This window comes from Lysobacter soli, assembly GCF_009755585.1.
Taxonomy (GTDB): domain Bacteria; phylum Pseudomonadota; class Gammaproteobacteria; order Xanthomonadales; family Xanthomonadaceae; genus Lysobacter_J; species Lysobacter_J soli.
The window spans coordinates 2,386,553-2,401,863 of the sequence record NZ_CP046603.1 but is presented as its reverse complement, the minus strand read 5'-3'; the positions used below and the strand labels follow the sequence as shown (position 1 = coordinate 2,401,863).

The window sequence follows — 15,311 nt, the reverse complement described above, 5'->3', positions numbered from 1 at the left end:
AAGGTGTCGTGCGGCGTGCGTGTCAGGATTCCAGTCGTTCGTGTGCTTCGTGCTGCTTTCGTCAGTGGGGCTTGCGTCGGGCGATCAGGCGGGCGAAGCCGCCGCGCAGCAGCAGATACGGAACGAAGGCGAGCAGGAGCGCGACGACGATCGCCTCCCACGGATAGAAATGCTTCAGCACGAAGGTCTGGTAGGCGAGGTCCATCACCAGGCCCATCGCGAGAATCTTGCCCGTCGCGTCCAGCCCTTCGAGCAGGCGCGCGCGACGGCGGACCGGATCTGTCATCACGGTCCAGAAGTAGGGCGAGCGACCCGTCTCCGCGTCCTTCTTGCCGTCCTTCCAGGCGGCGATGATCGCCATGACCGGTTGCAGCAGGAAACGGAACGACATCGGCCCCGAAGGCCGCTCGACGATGTCGAGCCAGAAGCGCTTCCACACGCCCGGTTCGGTGAACAGCGCATACGTGCCGAAGCACAGCGCCACGACGCCGAAGCCTATCGCGGCATGGCGGGTCCACTGCCGGATCGCGGGATTCACGGGATCAGGCCCCTGCCACGATGCGTCGCGCACGTGCAGGCGAATCCTGCACGAAGGTGCGTGGGGGAACCGCCTCCATCCGCATCGCGAACGCCATGTGGGCGATCCGTCCACGCAGGGTGAAACGCGTGTCTACACCTTGCCGCGTGATCGGACGGTCAAACTTTCACGTGCGGCACCTGAAGAATCGGCGCCGCTACGCGCTCAATAGCGCTCTTCGACGTACTTGTACGGGTAATCCGGCGGGGTGTAATCGCCGCGTTTCTGGCGCTTGGGGAACTTCACCTTCTCGCGCGGAAGCTCTTCGTACGGCACGTGTTCGAGCAGGTGCCGGATGATGTTCAAACGCCCGCGGCGCTTGTCGTCGGTGCGTGCGACGTACCACGGTGCATGCGGCGTGTCGGTGGCGGCGAACATGTCGTCGCGCGCGCGCGAGTAGTCGTACCAGCGGCTGTAGGACTTCAGGTCCATCGGCGAGAGCTTCCAGGTCTTGCGGCCGTCGTTGGCGCGTTCCTTCAGGCGGCGCTCCTGTTCCTCCTCGCTCACCTCCAGCCAGTACTTGAGCAGGATCACGCCCGACTTGACGATCGTCTTCTCCATCAGCGGGACGATCTGCAGGAACGTGCGCACCTTGTCCTCGGGCGTGAAGCCCATGACGCGTTCGACGCCGGCGCGGTTGTACCAGCTGCGATCGAAGATCACGATCTCGCCCGCGGCAGGCAGATAGCGCACGTAGCGCTGGATGTACATCTGGCTGCGTTCGCGATCGCTCGGCGCCGGCAGCGCGATGACGCGGAAGACGCGCGAGCTTACGCGTTCGGTGATCGCCTTGATGGTGCCGCCCTTGCCGGCGGTGTCGCGGCCTTCGAACACGATGCACACGCGCAGCCCCTTGGCGACGACCCATTGCTGCAGCTTCACCAGTTCGACGTGAAGCCGCTCCAGCTGGTCCTCGTACTCGCTGCGCTTCATGCGGCCGGTGTCCTGTTTGGCTGCGGCGGCCTTCGATTCCTCGGGTTTCGCCTTCCCGTGGTTCGTCGAAGCGTGCTTCTTCTTCGCTTCGGTCTTCTTCGCGGCGCGTTTGCCGTTCCCGTCGGGGGATACGGCTTCGGACTTGCTGCGTTTCATGTCGGCGACTCCGCATGACGTGGCGCGGCCGCGGCTGCCTGCAGGCGCGCAACCGCGACTTCAAGGTTGAACAGCATCCGTTCCTCGCCCAGCACCTGGCCCAGCGGCGAGCGCTGGACCATCGCGTAGACCTCGGGATTGAGTTCGGCCAGCACCAGCTGCACGCCCGCGGCGCGATAGCGGCGCTCGGCCTCGACCAGCGCGTTGAGCGCGGAGTACTCCAGGTCGAACAGGCCGGACATGTCGATCACGACGTAGCGCGGGCGATGTTGCGCGATGAGCGGCCGGATCTTGTCCGCCACGCGTTCGGCGTTCATGAAGAACAGCCGGCCTTCCAGCTTCAGCAGGAGCAGGCCGGGGAAGGTTTCGTCGTCGGGATGCTCGGGCGATGGCGGGCGGAACACGTTCGTGCCGCGCTTGCGGCCGAGCACGCGCACCGGCGGATCGGCGGCCTGCTGCGCGAGCGCCACCAGCGACACCACGATCGCCACGAGGATGCCCTTGAGCGTGCCGAGCAGCATCACGCCGGCGAAAGCCGCCAGCGCCCACAGGAATTCCGTACGGCGCACGCGCAGGATGTCGCGGAAATCGGCCGGATGGATCAGGCCGATCGAATACACGATGACGAGCGCGGCCAGCGTCGCGTGCGGCATCAGCCCGATCAGCGGCGCGAGAAGCAGCATCGTGGCGACCGTCGCGCCCGCGGTGAACACCTGCGCCATCTGGCTGCGCGCGCCGGCGCGGCGGTTCACCGCCGTCTGCGACATGCCGCCGCCGGACGGCATCGCGCCGAAGAACGCACTGACCGCGTTTCCCGCGCCGGTGGCGAGCAGTTCGCGGTTCGCGCGCGGCAGCGGCTCGTGCGGCGCCTGGAACGCGCGGCCGACGGCGATGGTTTCGGTGAAGCTCATCAGCGCGATGCCGCACGCGCCGGGCCAAAGCTGCTCGACGAGATCGAGGTCTGGCATCGTCAGGTGCGGGAATCCGCTGGGCACCGTGCCGACCAGATCGATGCCGTGGGCCTGCCATCCGAGCAATCCGGCACCCGCGATCGCGGCCGCGACGGCGATCAATGGTGCCGGCCATTGCGGCCGGAAGCGTTCGATCAACGTCAGCAACGCGATGGTGCCGAGGCCCACCGCCAGCGTCGGCCATGACAGATGTCCGAGCCCGCGCACGACCTCGCCGATGTTGTGGAGGAACGTGCCCTTGTCGAAATGCAGGCCGAGCAGTTTCGGCAGCTGGTCGACGATGATCACCACACCGATGCCGGCCTTGAATCCCACCAGCACCGGCAGCGAAATGAAGTTCGCGACGAAACCCAGCCGCAGCAGCGACGCGGCGATGAGGATCGCGCCGACCATCAGCGTGAGCGTCGCGGTGACGGTGATGAGCCGCGCCGGATCGGCGTCGGGCACGATCATCGACAGTTCCGCGCCGGTGAGGATGGCGATGGTCGTCGTCGTGCTGACCGACAACGGCCGCGACGTGCCAAGCAGCACGTACACCAGCATCGGCACGAACGCGGTGTAGAGGCCGACTTCGATCGGCAGGCCGGCGATGGTCGCGTACGCCATCGCCTTCGGGATCACGACCGCAGCGGCGGTGAGCCCCGCGACGACGTCGCCGCGCAGCGGCCTGGTCCCCGGCACGGGCGACTCAGCGACGGCCACGTTCCTGTTCGTTCTCCAGCGCCTTGTTCACGATGTCGGCGTACAGCTGCGAAATCCGCGCGCCGAGTTCATGGAACTGCGGATTGCGCTTGACGTACTGCTGGCCGCTCTTCGCATCGTCCAGCGCGGCCTTGAGGAAGGTGATGTCCTCGTCGGTGAGGCATTCGCCCGCATCGACGCGCTGCTTGACCGCGAGCGCGCGCGGAAGCCGGAACCGGAGCAGCCGGTCCAGCAGCGTCTGCAGCACGGCGTCGTCGTGTTCCTCGGGCATGGGGGGCTCCTCGCGGCCACCGCGACATGCCACCACCATAGGACCGGGCTGCGGGCGCCGGTATTGGCCCTTGGCCCACGTGCGCGGACGATCGATGCCCGGGCGCGGCGCGCGGCGTTTCCGTCAGCCGCCGATCACGTGCACCTTCGGCTGTCCGTTGACCTGCTCGAAGCGGATCCGATAGGTCAGGGTGACCGCCTGCGGGACGCTCTTGCCGCCGGCGCAACTGGCATTCGCGCGTTCCTTGTCCTCCACGTTGCGGAAGACACAGCGCAGCGCGGGATCGAATTTCCACGTCTTCGCCACGGTTTCCGACGCCGCGAGGAACTCGGGTTCGGCATCGGTGGCGCAGTATTCCGATGCGGGCGCCTTGTGGACCACGGTCACCGCACCCTTCTCGCTGATGCCCACCATCAGGCAGACGGTGCGCGGCGGCAGGTTCTGCGCGAGCAGGCCCTGCGGGTAGTCCGGATGGACGTTCTTCGCGTCGTCCAGCGGCATCAGGAAGGACTCGTTGTCGGCCAGCACCATGCGGTTGTCATGGGCGGCGGCCTTGGCGGCTGGCGCGGGTGCCGAGGTCGCGGCCGCAGTGGTCTGGGCGTGCGACGGGGCGGCATGGCCGCAGGCGAGGGCGGCGGTACATCCCAGAGCGATCCACCTGGTCATCTGTCTCTCCCGTTCGAGGGCGTCAGGCCGCGGTTCGGCGGCCACTCGTATAAGCCGAACGCAACGGCCTCGCCCCGACCGGCCACGCCGGCGAAGGGCCCAATCTGGCCGAAAGTCCCGCCGGGGCCTGCCGATATCCGGAGAGAGGAGGAGGCCGCCCATGACCGACACGTTTCCCAGCCGACGCCAGCTGATCCTGGGCGTCGTCGCGATCGCATCGCTGGCGGTGCTAGGGTCGATGGCCGTAGCAACCCGCGCGGTCGACGAATGCCGCTCGGCCGTATCGAGCGCTACCACGCCGTACAAGCTGGAAGTCGCGCTGCGCAGCGCGACCTGCCAGGAGGCGCGCAGTCGCTAGGCGTGCGCCATCACGAACGCGCGCAGCGGATTGGCGGGATCGGACAGCAGCTTCATCGTGAGCAGCAGCGACATGGTCACCAGCAGCGGGCGGATCACCTTGCCGCCCACGCGCATCGCCAGGTGCGCGCCGACCTGGCCGCCGGCAATGCTCGACACCGCCATCAGCAGGCCGACGGTCCACAGCACGTGGCCGCCGATCACCAGCGTGATGAGCGCGGCGATGTTGCTGGAGAGGTTCAGGAACTTGGTGTGCGCGGTGGCCGACACCAGCCCCAGCCCGAACAGCGCCACCAGCGCGGTGGTCAGGAACGAGCCGGTGCCCGGGCCGAAGAAGCCGTCATAGAAGCCGATCGCCGAGACGATCGCCACCAGCGCGATCGGTCCCATGCGGCCCTGGCGGTCTTCCTCGCTGGCCTTCGGCGCGAGCAGGAAATACACCACCATCAGGATCAGCAGCATCGGAATCAGGCCCGCCAGGAACGCCGGGTTCAAGCGCTGCAACGTCCACGCGCCCAGCGCCGAGCCGACGAAGGCGCCGAGCGCGGGCTTCAGGAACCGCCGGAAATCGATGCGCCCCTTGCGCGCGAAGGCGACCACCGCGCTCGCGGTGCCGAAGCTGCTTTGCAGCTTGTTGGTGGCGATGGCGTTGACCGGGGGAATGCCGGCGGCCATCAGCGCGGGGATGGTCAGCAGCCCGCCGCCGCCCGCGATGGCGTCGATGAGACCGGCGACGAAGGCGATCGCCATGAGCAGGGCGATCGTGTCGGTGGCCAGTTCCATCGGGTGTCCGCGCGCGGGGAGGGGCGGGCATTGTAAGGCGGGCGTTTCGTGGACGGTGCGTCGCGACGCGAGAGGGCTTTCTGCTGTCGTTCCCGCGAATGCGTGATCAGGCCGAAGGTGGGGATCGCGGCTTTGCTTTGTTGCTGTCATTCCCGCGAAGGCGGGAATCCATCTTTCAGCAATGGCACGCTTCCCGCCGGCGTGCTGCCTTTGCTCGTCATTCCCGCGAAGGCGGGAATCCATTCTTCAGCAATGGCACGCTTTCCGCCCGCGAGATGGCCTTGCTCGTCATTCCCGCGAAGGCGGGAATCGATTCTTCAGCAATGGCACGCTTTCCGCAGGCGTGCTGCCTTTGCTCGTCATTCCCGCGAAGGCGGGAATCCATCTTTCAGCGATGGCGCGCTTCCCGCCAGCGTGATGCGCCGGAACGATGGATCCCCGCCTTCGCGGGGATGACAGCTGAAAAGCGGCATGACGGCGGAAAGCGCGATGACGTCCGCAAAGGAGAGCGCCAGCTCTTGTAGCCCGGGTAAGCGGAGCGCACCCGGGGTGCGCGTACGGATCACCGCCCGTTATAAGGCCCTTCGCCGAAGGCGATGTCCCAGCAGAACACCAGCGCGGCGATCATCAACACGCCGTGGAAGCCGAAGGTCAGCAGCATGCCGAGCGTGAGGCGGCCCAGCGGCATGTCGCTGATGCGCGGGCCTGTGCGCATGAACAGCGCGTGGTAGGCCAGCAGCGTGAGCCCGGTGCCCAGTGCGATGCGCAGCGTGCGTGTGATCGAGCGCGAGATGCGATGGCGCAGCGCTTCCACCGGGGTTTCGGCACGCACGTCGAGCACTTCGCAACCGGCCTCAGTCAGTTGCGCCCGTGCGACGCGGTCGGCCAGCTCGGGATCGGCGAAACGCCCGAACACGCGCGTGCGCGCCTCGCCGGTGCGCGGATCGAGGAAGGTGACGAAGTAGCGGGGTGCGTCCACGGACAGCCTCGGCTGCAGGGGGATGCGCGGCCCGAAGGGGCCGACATCGAGTTTGACGTGGCGAGCGGGCTCGACCGGACATTCGCGCGGGGATTCAGCCCGGTGATTGTCGCTAGCGGAAATCCCGCGACGGCGACTGCAGTTCGCCCAGCATCCCGCTCAGGTCGGTCAGGTGGGCGGCGATGAGGTGCTCGACGCCGTCCACGCGCTCCCAGCGGCCGCGCACGGACAGCAGCGTGGAATCCAGCAGCGGCTTGCGCTGGCGCGCGGCGAGGTCGGGCCAGACGATCACGTTGATCATCCCGTGCTCGTCTTCCAGCGTGACGAAGATCGTGCCCTTCGCCGTGGCCGGACGCTGGCGCTGCGTGACCAGCCCGGCGACGTGCACGCCGCGGCCGTGGCGCGTGTCGCGCAGCTCGCGCGATCCCTTGATGCGCTGCGCTTCCAGGTGCGGACGCAGCAGCGCCATCGGATGCGACGACAGGCTCAGGCCCGTGGCGCGGTAATCGGACAGGATTTCCTCGCCAATGCGCGGCGCGGGCAGGGCGATGTCGTCCTCGTCCGGGCTGCCGGGCAGCAGCGGCCGGCGGCGTTCGAGCCCCGCGACCGACCAGCGCGCGTTGTGGCGATGGCCGACCAGGCTTTTCAGCGCGTCGGCCTCGGCCAGTGCCTTGCAGGTCTTCTCGTCCAGGCCGGCGCGCTGACGCAGGTCCTGCAGGTCGGTGAATGCACGACGCGCACGCGCGGCCGCGATCGCCTTGCCCGATGTTTCGGACAGCCCCTTGACCTCGCGCAGCCCGAGGCGGATCGCCGGCTGCGTGCGTTCGTCGCCACCGACGAGCGTGCAATCCCAGTCGCTGTGCATGACGTCCACCGGCAGCACGTCGACGGCTTCGCGCATCGCACGCGCGCGTTCGATCTCGCTGGCGAATTCGTCCGGCGCGCGTCTGGGCGAACCGCGCCGCGCGTCCTGCACGATCTGGCTGGGCGAATAGAAGCCCATCGGCTGAGAATTCAGCAGCGCGCATGCGAACGCCGCCGGTTCGTGGCGCTTCAACCAGCAGCTCACGTAGACCAGCTTGGCGAACGAGGCCGCGTGGCTCTGCGGGAAGCCGTACGAACCGAAGCCCTTGATCTGCTCGAAGATCTGCTCGATGAAGGTTTCGGAATATCCCTTTTTGCGCATGCATTCGCGGATGCGCACGCGATGCGGCTCCATGTCGCCGCCCACGCGCCAGGCGGCCATCGATCGCCGCAGCCGGTCGGCTTCGTCGTCGCTGTAGCCGGCATGCATCACCAGCTCCATCACCTGCTCCTGGAACAGCGGTACGCCGAGCGTGGGCTTGAGGATTTCCTCGACTTCGGGCGACGGATATTCCACCGGTTCCTTGCCCATGCGCCGTCGCAGGTACGGATGCACCATGCCACCCTGGATCGGTCCCGGTCGCACGATCGCCACTTCGATGACGAGGTCGTAGAACTTCTCGGGTTTCAGGCGCGGCAGCATTGTCATCTGCGCGCGCGATTCGATCTGGAACACGCCCACCGTGTCGGCGCGCTGGATCATCGCGTAGGTGGGCTTGTCTTCCTTGGGGACCGTGGCGAGTTCGTAACGCCGGCCGCGGTGTTTTTCCACCAGGTCCAGCGCCTTGCGGATGCAGGTCAGCATGCCCAGCGCCAGGCAGTCGACCTTCAGCAGCTTCATCGTCTCCAGGTCGTCCTTGTCCCACTGGATGATCGTGCGGTCGTCCATCGCCGCGTTTTCTACCGGCACCACCGTCGACAAGGGCGCCTGCGAAACCACGAAGCCGCCGACGTGTTGCGAGAGATGGCGCGGATGGTTTTCCAGTTGCGCGGTCACGACCAGCACGCGCTGGATCAGCGGGTTTTTCGGATCGAAGCCGGACTCGAGCAGACGCTGTTCCATCTCGGTGCCGGCGTTGCCCCAGCCGTAGCAGCCGGCGAGCAGCGCGACCTGGTCCGGCGGCAAACCGAACGCCTTGGCGACATCGCGCACCGCGCTCTTGCCGCGGTAGCGGATCACCGTCGCCGCCAGCGCGGCGCGTTCGCGACCGTACTTGCTGTAGACGTACTGGAGCACTTCCTCGCGGCGTTCGTGCTCGAAGTCCACGTCGATGTCGGGCGGCTCGTTGCGCTCCTTCGACAGGAAGCGCGCCATCAACAGACGGCTTTCGGCAGGATCCACCGACGTGATGCCCAGCGCGTAGCACACGGCTGAATTGGCCGAAGACCCACGCCCCTGGCAGAGGATGTTCCGGCTGTTGGCGAAACGGACGATGTCCTCGACGGTGAGGAAGAACGCTTCGTACTTCAGCTCGGCGATGAGCGCGAGCTCCGATTCGATCTGCCCGACGATCTTCGCCGGAACGCCTTCGGGCCAGCGACGGCGCATGCCGGCGAACGTCAGGTTGCGCAGGTGCGAGGCGGGTGTTTCGCCATCGGGCACCAGTTCGAACGGGTAGTCGTACTTGAGGTCCTTGTCGAGCTGGAACGTGCAGCGCGCGGCGAGTATTACCGCCGCATCGAGCAGGCCGTGCGGATGGATGTTGGCGATCGTGCGCCGCGCGCGCAGGTGGCGCTCGCCGTTGCGGAACAGGTGCGCGCCGCATTCGTCCAGCGGCAGGTTGTGCCGGATCGCGGTCATCGTGTCCTGCAGCATGCGCTGACGACGCGTGGCCATGTGCACGTCGCCGCACGCGACCGGCGTCATGTCGAGCGCAGCGGCCAGCGTCATCAGCATGTGCAGGCGCGCATCGTCGTCGTCTTCACGATGCAGTTCGACGGCCAGGTGCGTGCGCTCGCCGAACACCGTGCGCAACCAGCGGCCGGCCGGTTCGTCCGGAGCTTTGCCCGGCGCGTGATCGGGCAGCCACAGCGCGAACACGCCGGGGTCTTGGATTCCGAACACCGCTTCCACGTCTGCGCGCGTGAGCTTGTACGTGCCTTTTCCGGCGGCACGGCGCCCGCGCGTGATGAGTTCGCACAACCGCGTGTAGCCGGCGGCATTTTCGACCAGCAGGACGAAACGCGTGTCGTCGACCAGGCGGAATTCGCTGCCGACGATCAACTTCACGTTCGTCGCCCTGGACGCTTCCAGCCCGCGCACGATGCCGGCGAGCGAGCACTCGTCGGTGATCGCCAGAGCCTGGTAACCGCAGTGGCGGGCGCGTTCGAACAGTTCCTCCGCGCTTGCGGCGCCGCGCAGGAAGCTGAAGTCGGACAGGCAATGCAGTTCGGCGTACGGCGGCGCGTCGTCGTCGACGTCGTCGTTGGCCGCGTGGCGAAGGCGCAGGCCGACCTGCAACGCACGTGGCACGCGATCGCCGGGCGTTTCGCGATCCACGCCGTCGATGGCGTCGTCCCAGCTCATGCACGTGTGCTCATGCGAACCAGCCGTGCAGCATCCATTCGCCGCGCTTGCCCGGATCGGCGAATGCCCAGGCGCGCTGGCCCTGCGGGGTTTCCAGCACGTAGTAATCGCGGCGGACGTCGTCGTCGTCCCACCAGCCGCTTTCGAGCCGCTCCGGCCCGGACACGATGCGCAGGCCGGACTGCCGCAGCGGCACCGGATGCTCCAGCAGCCACGTGGGGCGGGGCGGACGCACGGGCGCGGGCGCATTGCACGCGGCGTCCTCGTCGATGCCTGCGGCGCGCCAGGCGCGTTCGGGGCGTGGATCGCCCGTCGGCGCGATGCGGTACACCGCGTCGTCGCCGAGCCGCGCGCGCAGGCGTTCGCGCAGTTGCGGCCATGGCATCGCCTGCGAGGGGCGCGTGTCGAACAGGTCGCGCGCGGCGGGCACGAACGGCGGCAGTTCGCGCGCGAGCAGGCGCAGGCAGACGACGGGTTTGTCGATCGACGCCTGTTCCAGCCGATTGCGTGCGATGTCCATCAGCAGCGACGCATCGCGCTCGGCGGCGAGCAGGCCGACCTGCACGTCGGTGTGGCTTTTCTCGCGCACGCCGGCCTCGCGCCGGAGCACTTCGTGTTCCAGCCGGATCACGAACCGCTGCACGCCACCGTCGCGCGTGGACAGGTACACGGCGAGGTCGTTGACCAGTCGCCGCAGCGGGAACAACAGCGCCTGGTGGCTTTCGACCTCGTAGCCGAGCTCCACGCGCGAATCGAAATGATCGGGCGGCTGGTAGCAATCCAGCGGATCGTCGGCGATGCCGTAGAGGCGATCGAGGTGCTCCAGCAGTGGCAGCCCGAAACGGCGGCGGATGCCATCGCGCGGCAGTTCGCGCAGTTCCTTCAGCGAGCCGATGCCCATGCGGTGCAACCGCACGCCGGCTTCGTCGGGCAGCGCGGCGCGGCGGATCGGCACGCGATCGAGCGTCGATGCAAGCGCATTGCGATCGGACAGCGCGTAGCCGTCACGCAATCCGGCGAACACCTGCGCGGCACGCGGTGTTGGCGCCAATGCGATGCGGTGCTGGAAGCCGAGTGCGTCGAGTTCGCGCCGCAACTTCGCTTCCAGCTGCGGCCAGGGGCCGAAGAGGCGGAAGCTCGCGCTGGCTTCCAGCACGATCGCGCCCGGCCATTGCGCGCTCACCAGCGAACTGTGCCGGTACGCCCACGCGGCGAGGAAGCGATGCGCGCGTGCGTCGCGTTGTTCGTCGTGATCGCGCAGCGTCGCCTGCGCGCACAGCGCGTTCGCGGCGGTCAGTCGCATGCCGGGGCGCAGGCCGGCTTCGGCCGCGGACGCGTTGACCGACAGCAGCGTGCGCAGTTGTGCCGGCCCGGTGACCAGGGCGAGCGGGTGCGTGCGGTCGTCGACGTCGCGCAGGACGGCGTCGAGCGCCAGGTGCGGCAGGCGGATGCAGGCCCAGAGCACGGCAGGACCTCAGCCGGGCAAGCCGGCGTGCAGCGGTGGCGCGAATCCTTGCGAGGGAACCTGGCCGCCGCGGCATTTGCGGATGCGCCAGTCGTTTTCGACGCGCTCGATGCGAAGCGCGGCGGGCGAGGGGTTGTCGGCGTGCCGGCTGTCGCGCACGGCGAAGCCGAGGCATTCGCCGGTATCGGCGGCCACCTGCAATCGACGCAACGCCGGACCGTCGGCATTGGATGGCCAGCCCAGCACGGCCGAAAACGCGGCGCTGCGCAGGCATTGTTCGAAGGCCCACAGCGCGCTTTTCGAACCGGACTGTGCGTTCGTGTCGACGATTTCCAGATAGCGAAGATCCACGCCCGCGCGTTGCCACGCCGGCGCATACGGACAGAACGGCGGCGCGATCAGCGCGACGAGGCGGCCGGCCTGCGTCATCCGCGCGATCGTCGGCATCAGCAGCGTCAATTCGCCCACGCCTTCCACCGGAATCAGCAACTCGCTCAGCGCGCCCTGCGGCCATCCGCCGTGCGGGAGCAGGGCGTCGAGTGCGGCAAAACCCGTCGATTCGCCCAGCGGCGCAGGCGCGGCCTGTCGCCCCGCGCGCCAGACGGTGCGCGCGGACAGCAGCGATTCGAGCGGGACGATCTGCGCGCCCATCAGTCGGTGCGCACCAGGCCGCAGTAGAGCCCTTCGATCGCGAAATCGCTGCCGGGTGGCACGTCGATGGGCGGGTAGTCGGGATTGCGCGGCAACAGGCGGATGCCGCGTGCGTTGCGCTCCAGGCGCTTGATGGTGATTTCCTCGTCGATGCGCGCGATCACGATCTGTCCGTCACGCGCATCGCTCGTGCGTTTCACGGCGACCAGATCGCCATCGAAGATGCCTTCCTCGCGCATCGAATCGCCCTGCACGCGCAGCAGGTAGTCCGGCACGGTGGAGAACAGCGCGCGATCGATGTGCAGTTCGCGTTCGACATGCGCATCGGCACCGATCGGCGCGCCCGCGGCGACGCGGCCGAGGACGGCGAGGGTGAGCCGGTCGTCGTCGCGCTGCGGCTTGGGCCGGGATGTGGCGAGCCGGATGCCGCGCGCCTGGTTCGGACGCACCTGCAGGTGCCCGGCCTGTTCCAGCCGCCGGACGTGCTTGTGCGCCGCGCACGCCTGTCGGAAGCCGAACGCATCGGCGATCTGCTGCAGCGTCGGAGGCAGGCCCTCGGCATGGGTGTGATCCTGGATGAAGGCGAGGATCTGCGCCTGGCGAGCGGTGAGGTCGGACATCTATACGGCCCTGGTCGAGGTAAAAATCTATTTACCTTCACGGCCGCGGGCAAGCCCGGGCTTTGGCCGATCTAAGCGCGGCGGTGTATCACCGGCTGCGACGCTGCGTAATCAAAAGGTTGCGGCTGTTTGTTGAGGCGCAACCAAGCCGTGAAACAACCGGCCGCCGTCACCTTGTCGGACCGATGGCCGATCAATGCGTCTCAGCGATCGGCGAACAGCGCATTGACCGCGCCGTAGGCCATGCGCTCGCCGGGCGCGGCGCGGCCGTCCTGAAGGAACGCGCTGGCCAGCGTGCCCACGTGCGCGAACACTGCTTCGGCCAGGTCCGAGCCCGCGCTGAGCCGGCGCACGCCGAGGGCGTCCAGTTCCTCGAGCGCGGGTAATCCCGGACGCAGCATCACGTTGAGCGGCAATCCCGCGGCGGAGGCGATGTCGCCGATCGCGCCCGCTTCGATCAGGCCGGGAACGAACAGGCCGTCGGCACCGGCCTCGCGATAGCGTGCGGCGCGTTCGAGCACCATCGCCACGCGCGCGTCCGGCGGCGCCAGGCCGCGCAGATACACGTCGGTGCGGGCGTTGACGTAGACGTCGAGCCCGCGCGCGGCGAGCGCGTCGCGGATGCGCGAGAGCTTCGCGCACAACGCATCGGGCGAACCGCTGCCGTCCTCGATGTTGATGCCGACCGCGCCGGTGTCGGCCGCGCGCACCACGTTCGTGGCGACGACGGCCGGATCGTCGGAATAACCGCCTTCCATGTCGACGGACAGCGGCACGCGGATGACGCGTGCGATCTCCCTTGCCGTGTCGAGCAGGCGCTCGATCGGCAGCACGTCGCCGTCCACGTAACCGCGCGCCCATGCCACGCCCGCGCTGGTCGTGGCGATGGCGGGCGCACCGAGGCTTTCGATCAGGCGGGCGCTGCCGGCGTCCCATGCATTGGCCAGGCGCAGCACGCCGCGCGTGTGCAGGTTGCGGAAACGGGCGGCGTGTTCGGCGTTGCTGGCGTGCATGGGGAACCTCGACGGTCGATATGGGAAGCCGATGGTCGCCGCGAGACGCGACCCTTACCGGCTGCTTTCGGACGTCGTAGTGGGCGACGCCGTGACACCCTTCGCATCCCAGTCGCGCAGCGCACGCTCGACCGCGTCGACGCCGCGCACGGCGGCCGCGGCGTCGATCTGGCCGATCACGTCCTGATCGGTGTGGATCACGCGCATCACCTTCGCCGGCGTGTGCGGCTTCTTGCCGGCATAGGCGGCGAGCACCTGCGTGATCTCGTCCGCACCCACCAGCGAATACGACACCGCCGGCCAGCCGGCGCGCAGGAAGGGCAGGTGATCGGTGGGCGGATACTGTTCGCCCGGGGAGAAGCCCAGCTGCAGCGCCTGCGTGGCGGTGCGGCTGCTGTCCACCAGCGCGGCCTGGGCCTGCCCCGGCGCCATCATCCACAGCGTGTCGCCCCAGCCGAACACGTCGAAGTTCACGTACAGCGCCGGCTTGGTCGAGCCGTCGGCCACGAAGGCCTTGGAGCCCAGCAGGCCTTCTTCTTCCAGGTCCCAGAAGGCGATGGCAACGCGATGGTGCTTCAGCGGCTGGCGCTGGAAACGCTCGGCCAGCGCGAGCACCGAAGCGCTGCCCGACGCGTTGTCGGTCGCACCGTGGCCGACGGCGACGCGGTCGGAATGCGCGCCGATCAGCAGCAGCGGGGCATTGGCGGCGCCGGAAACCTCGGCGATGAGGTTCTCGCCGGCCTTGCCGCTGGCTTCGAAAGGCGCCTTGCGCCAGATCACGCCGAGCGCGTCGAGGCGGGTGGCGATCGCTTCACGGCGCTGCGCGTTTTCGCCGGCGTCGCTAATGGTGCGGACGTCGGACAACCACTGCGTCGCAGCCGGTTGCTCGACGCTCGCCGTGCTGGGCGTGGTCTGCGTAACGGGTGCCGGCGAGGCGCAGGCACTGAGAAAAAGGATCGGGAGCGTCGCAACTAACAGTCGGTGCATTGGTGGGGGTCCCCGTTAGAATCCGGTTCAGTGTGCCCCAGGCCAGGGGACATGGAATGGGCCGGAAGGGCCATCCACGCGCAGCGGGCACACGCATACCAACGGAGAGTGGAATGGAAATCCGGGTTTTCATCATCGACGACCACGCGCTCGTGAGGACGGGGCTGAACCTGATCCTGTCGGGCGAGAACGACATCGAGGTCGTCGGCGACGCGGAAAGCGGCGAGGAAGCGTTGCCGCTGATCCGCAAGCTCAAGCCGGACGTGGTGCTGTGCGACCTGCACCTGCCGGGCCTGAGCGGCCTGGAAGTCACCGAGCGCATCGTCAAGAGCGAACAGGCCGCGCGCGTGATCATCGTGTCGGTGCTGCAGGACGGGCCGATGCCCAAGCGCCTGCTGGAAGCCGGCGCATCGGGCTACGTCGGCAAGGGCGGCGATGCCGCGGAACTGCTCCGTGCAATCCGCGAAGTCGCGCGCGGCAAGCGTTTCCTCGCCAACGGGATCGCGCAGAACCTCGCGCTGGCCGGCATCGATGGCGGCGCATCGCCGTTCGACAGCCTGTCGCCCCGCGAGATGGAGATCGCGCTGATGCTGATCCAGGGCCTGCGCCAGGACGTCATCGCCAAGCGTTTGAGCCTGAGCGCGAAGACGGTCAACACGCACAAGGCGCGGTTGTTCGAAAAGCTCGACATCGGCGACAGCATTGCGCTGGCGCGTCTTGCGAGCCGCTACGGGATCATGGATCCGACGCGGGCGATCTGATCGGCTCCTGCTGTCATCCCCGCGAAGG

Annotated in this window: 16 protein-coding genes; 3 read left to right on the top strand and 13 right to left on the bottom strand. The window is 68.1% G+C overall.

Annotation, left to right across the window (positions count from 1 at the left end):
• Positions 1–61: 61 nt before the first annotated feature.
• The 5 genes from GOY17_RS18800 to GOY17_RS10815 form a co-directional block, all read right to left on the bottom strand.
• Positions 62–538: a hypothetical protein gene (locus GOY17_RS18800; protein ID WP_198173657.1), complete on the bottom strand. Its 477-nt coding sequence runs from the start codon at positions 536–538 to the stop codon at positions 62–64.
• 204 nt (positions 539–742) lie between these two features.
• Positions 743–1,666, bottom strand: a complete 924-nt coding sequence (gene ppk2, locus GOY17_RS10830; RefSeq protein WP_115841581.1) for a polyphosphate kinase 2 — start codon at positions 1,664–1,666, stop codon at positions 743–745.
• Positions 1,663–3,339 carry a SulP family inorganic anion transporter gene (locus GOY17_RS10825; protein ID WP_198173656.1) on the bottom strand — a complete coding sequence of 559 codons (1,677 nt, stop codon included), beginning with the start codon at positions 3,337–3,339 and terminating at the stop codon, positions 1,663–1,665. Before GOY17_RS10825 ends, ppk2 begins: the two co-directional genes overlap by 4 nt.
• Positions 3,326–3,610 carry a hypothetical protein gene (locus GOY17_RS10820; protein WP_157030411.1) on the bottom strand — a complete coding sequence of 95 codons (285 nt, stop codon included), beginning with the start codon at positions 3,608–3,610 and terminating at the stop codon, positions 3,326–3,328. Before GOY17_RS10820 ends, GOY17_RS10825 begins: the two co-directional genes overlap by 14 nt.
• A gap of 123 nt (positions 3,611–3,733) precedes the next feature.
• Positions 3,734–4,276 carry a hypothetical protein gene (locus tag GOY17_RS10815; protein WP_157030410.1) on the bottom strand — a complete coding sequence of 181 codons (543 nt, stop codon included), beginning with the start codon at positions 4,274–4,276 and terminating at the stop codon, positions 3,734–3,736.
• A gap of 160 nt (positions 4,277–4,436) precedes the next feature.
• Here GOY17_RS10815 and GOY17_RS10810 point away from each other — a divergent pair, with 160 nt between their 5' ends.
• The gene (locus GOY17_RS10810) at positions 4,437–4,634 is read left to right on the top strand and encodes a hypothetical protein (protein ID WP_115841578.1); all 198 of its coding nucleotides are present in this window, start codon (positions 4,437–4,439) and stop codon (positions 4,632–4,634) included.
• On the opposite strand, the gene GOY17_RS10805 is transcribed toward GOY17_RS10810, so the two are convergent.
• A complete protein-coding gene (locus GOY17_RS10805) occupies positions 4,631–5,416 on the bottom strand; it encodes a TSUP family transporter (RefSeq protein WP_157030409.1) in 786 nt (261 codons plus the stop codon). The genes GOY17_RS10810 and GOY17_RS10805 overlap by 4 nt on opposite strands.
• A gap of 98 nt (positions 5,417–5,514) precedes the next feature.
• On the opposite strand from GOY17_RS10805, the gene GOY17_RS10800 reads away from it, so the two are divergent.
• On the top strand, positions 5,515–5,940 hold the full coding sequence (locus GOY17_RS10800; RefSeq protein WP_157030408.1) for a hypothetical protein: 426 nt from the start codon (positions 5,515–5,517) through the stop codon (positions 5,938–5,940).
• A 38-nt stretch (positions 5,941–5,978) separates the two neighbouring features.
• On the opposite strand, the gene GOY17_RS10795 is transcribed toward GOY17_RS10800, so the two are convergent.
• The 7 genes from GOY17_RS10795 to GOY17_RS10765 form a co-directional block, all read right to left on the bottom strand.
• Complete coding sequence (locus GOY17_RS10795) at positions 5,979–6,395, bottom strand: hypothetical protein (RefSeq protein ID WP_157030407.1); 417 nt, start codon at positions 6,393–6,395, stop codon at positions 5,979–5,981.
• Between the two features lie 112 nt (positions 6,396–6,507).
• Positions 6,508–9,786 carry an error-prone DNA polymerase gene (locus tag GOY17_RS10790; RefSeq protein ID WP_157030406.1) on the bottom strand — a complete coding sequence of 1,093 codons (3,279 nt, stop codon included), beginning with the start codon at positions 9,784–9,786 and terminating at the stop codon, positions 6,508–6,510.
• 10 nt (positions 9,787–9,796) lie between these two features.
• Complete coding sequence (locus GOY17_RS10785; RefSeq protein WP_157030405.1) at positions 9,797–11,251, bottom strand: Y-family DNA polymerase; 1,455 nt, start codon at positions 11,249–11,251, stop codon at positions 9,797–9,799.
• Positions 11,252–11,260: 9 nt separating this feature from the next.
• The gene (imuA, locus tag GOY17_RS10780; RefSeq protein ID WP_157030404.1) at positions 11,261–11,902 is read right to left on the bottom strand and encodes a translesion DNA synthesis-associated protein ImuA; all 642 of its coding nucleotides are present in this window, start codon (positions 11,900–11,902) and stop codon (positions 11,261–11,263) included.
• Positions 11,902–12,522: a transcriptional repressor LexA gene (gene lexA, locus GOY17_RS10775; protein WP_157030403.1), complete on the bottom strand. Its 621-nt coding sequence runs from the start codon at positions 12,520–12,522 to the stop codon at positions 11,902–11,904. The genes imuA and lexA overlap by 1 nt, the downstream gene beginning before the upstream one ends.
• Before the next feature lie 203 nt (positions 12,523–12,725).
• A complete protein-coding gene (locus GOY17_RS10770; RefSeq protein ID WP_157030402.1) occupies positions 12,726–13,535 on the bottom strand; it encodes an isocitrate lyase/PEP mutase family protein in 810 nt (269 codons plus the stop codon).
• A gap of 54 nt (positions 13,536–13,589) precedes the next feature.
• A complete protein-coding gene (locus GOY17_RS10765) occupies positions 13,590–14,399 on the bottom strand; it encodes a M28 family peptidase (RefSeq protein ID WP_198173655.1) in 810 nt (269 codons plus the stop codon).
• A 236-nt stretch (positions 14,400–14,635) separates the two neighbouring features.
• Between GOY17_RS10765 and GOY17_RS10760 the strand changes: the two genes are divergently transcribed.
• A complete protein-coding gene (locus GOY17_RS10760; protein WP_115841569.1) occupies positions 14,636–15,283 on the top strand; it encodes a response regulator in 648 nt (215 codons plus the stop codon).
• Positions 15,284–15,311: the final 28 nt, after the last annotated feature.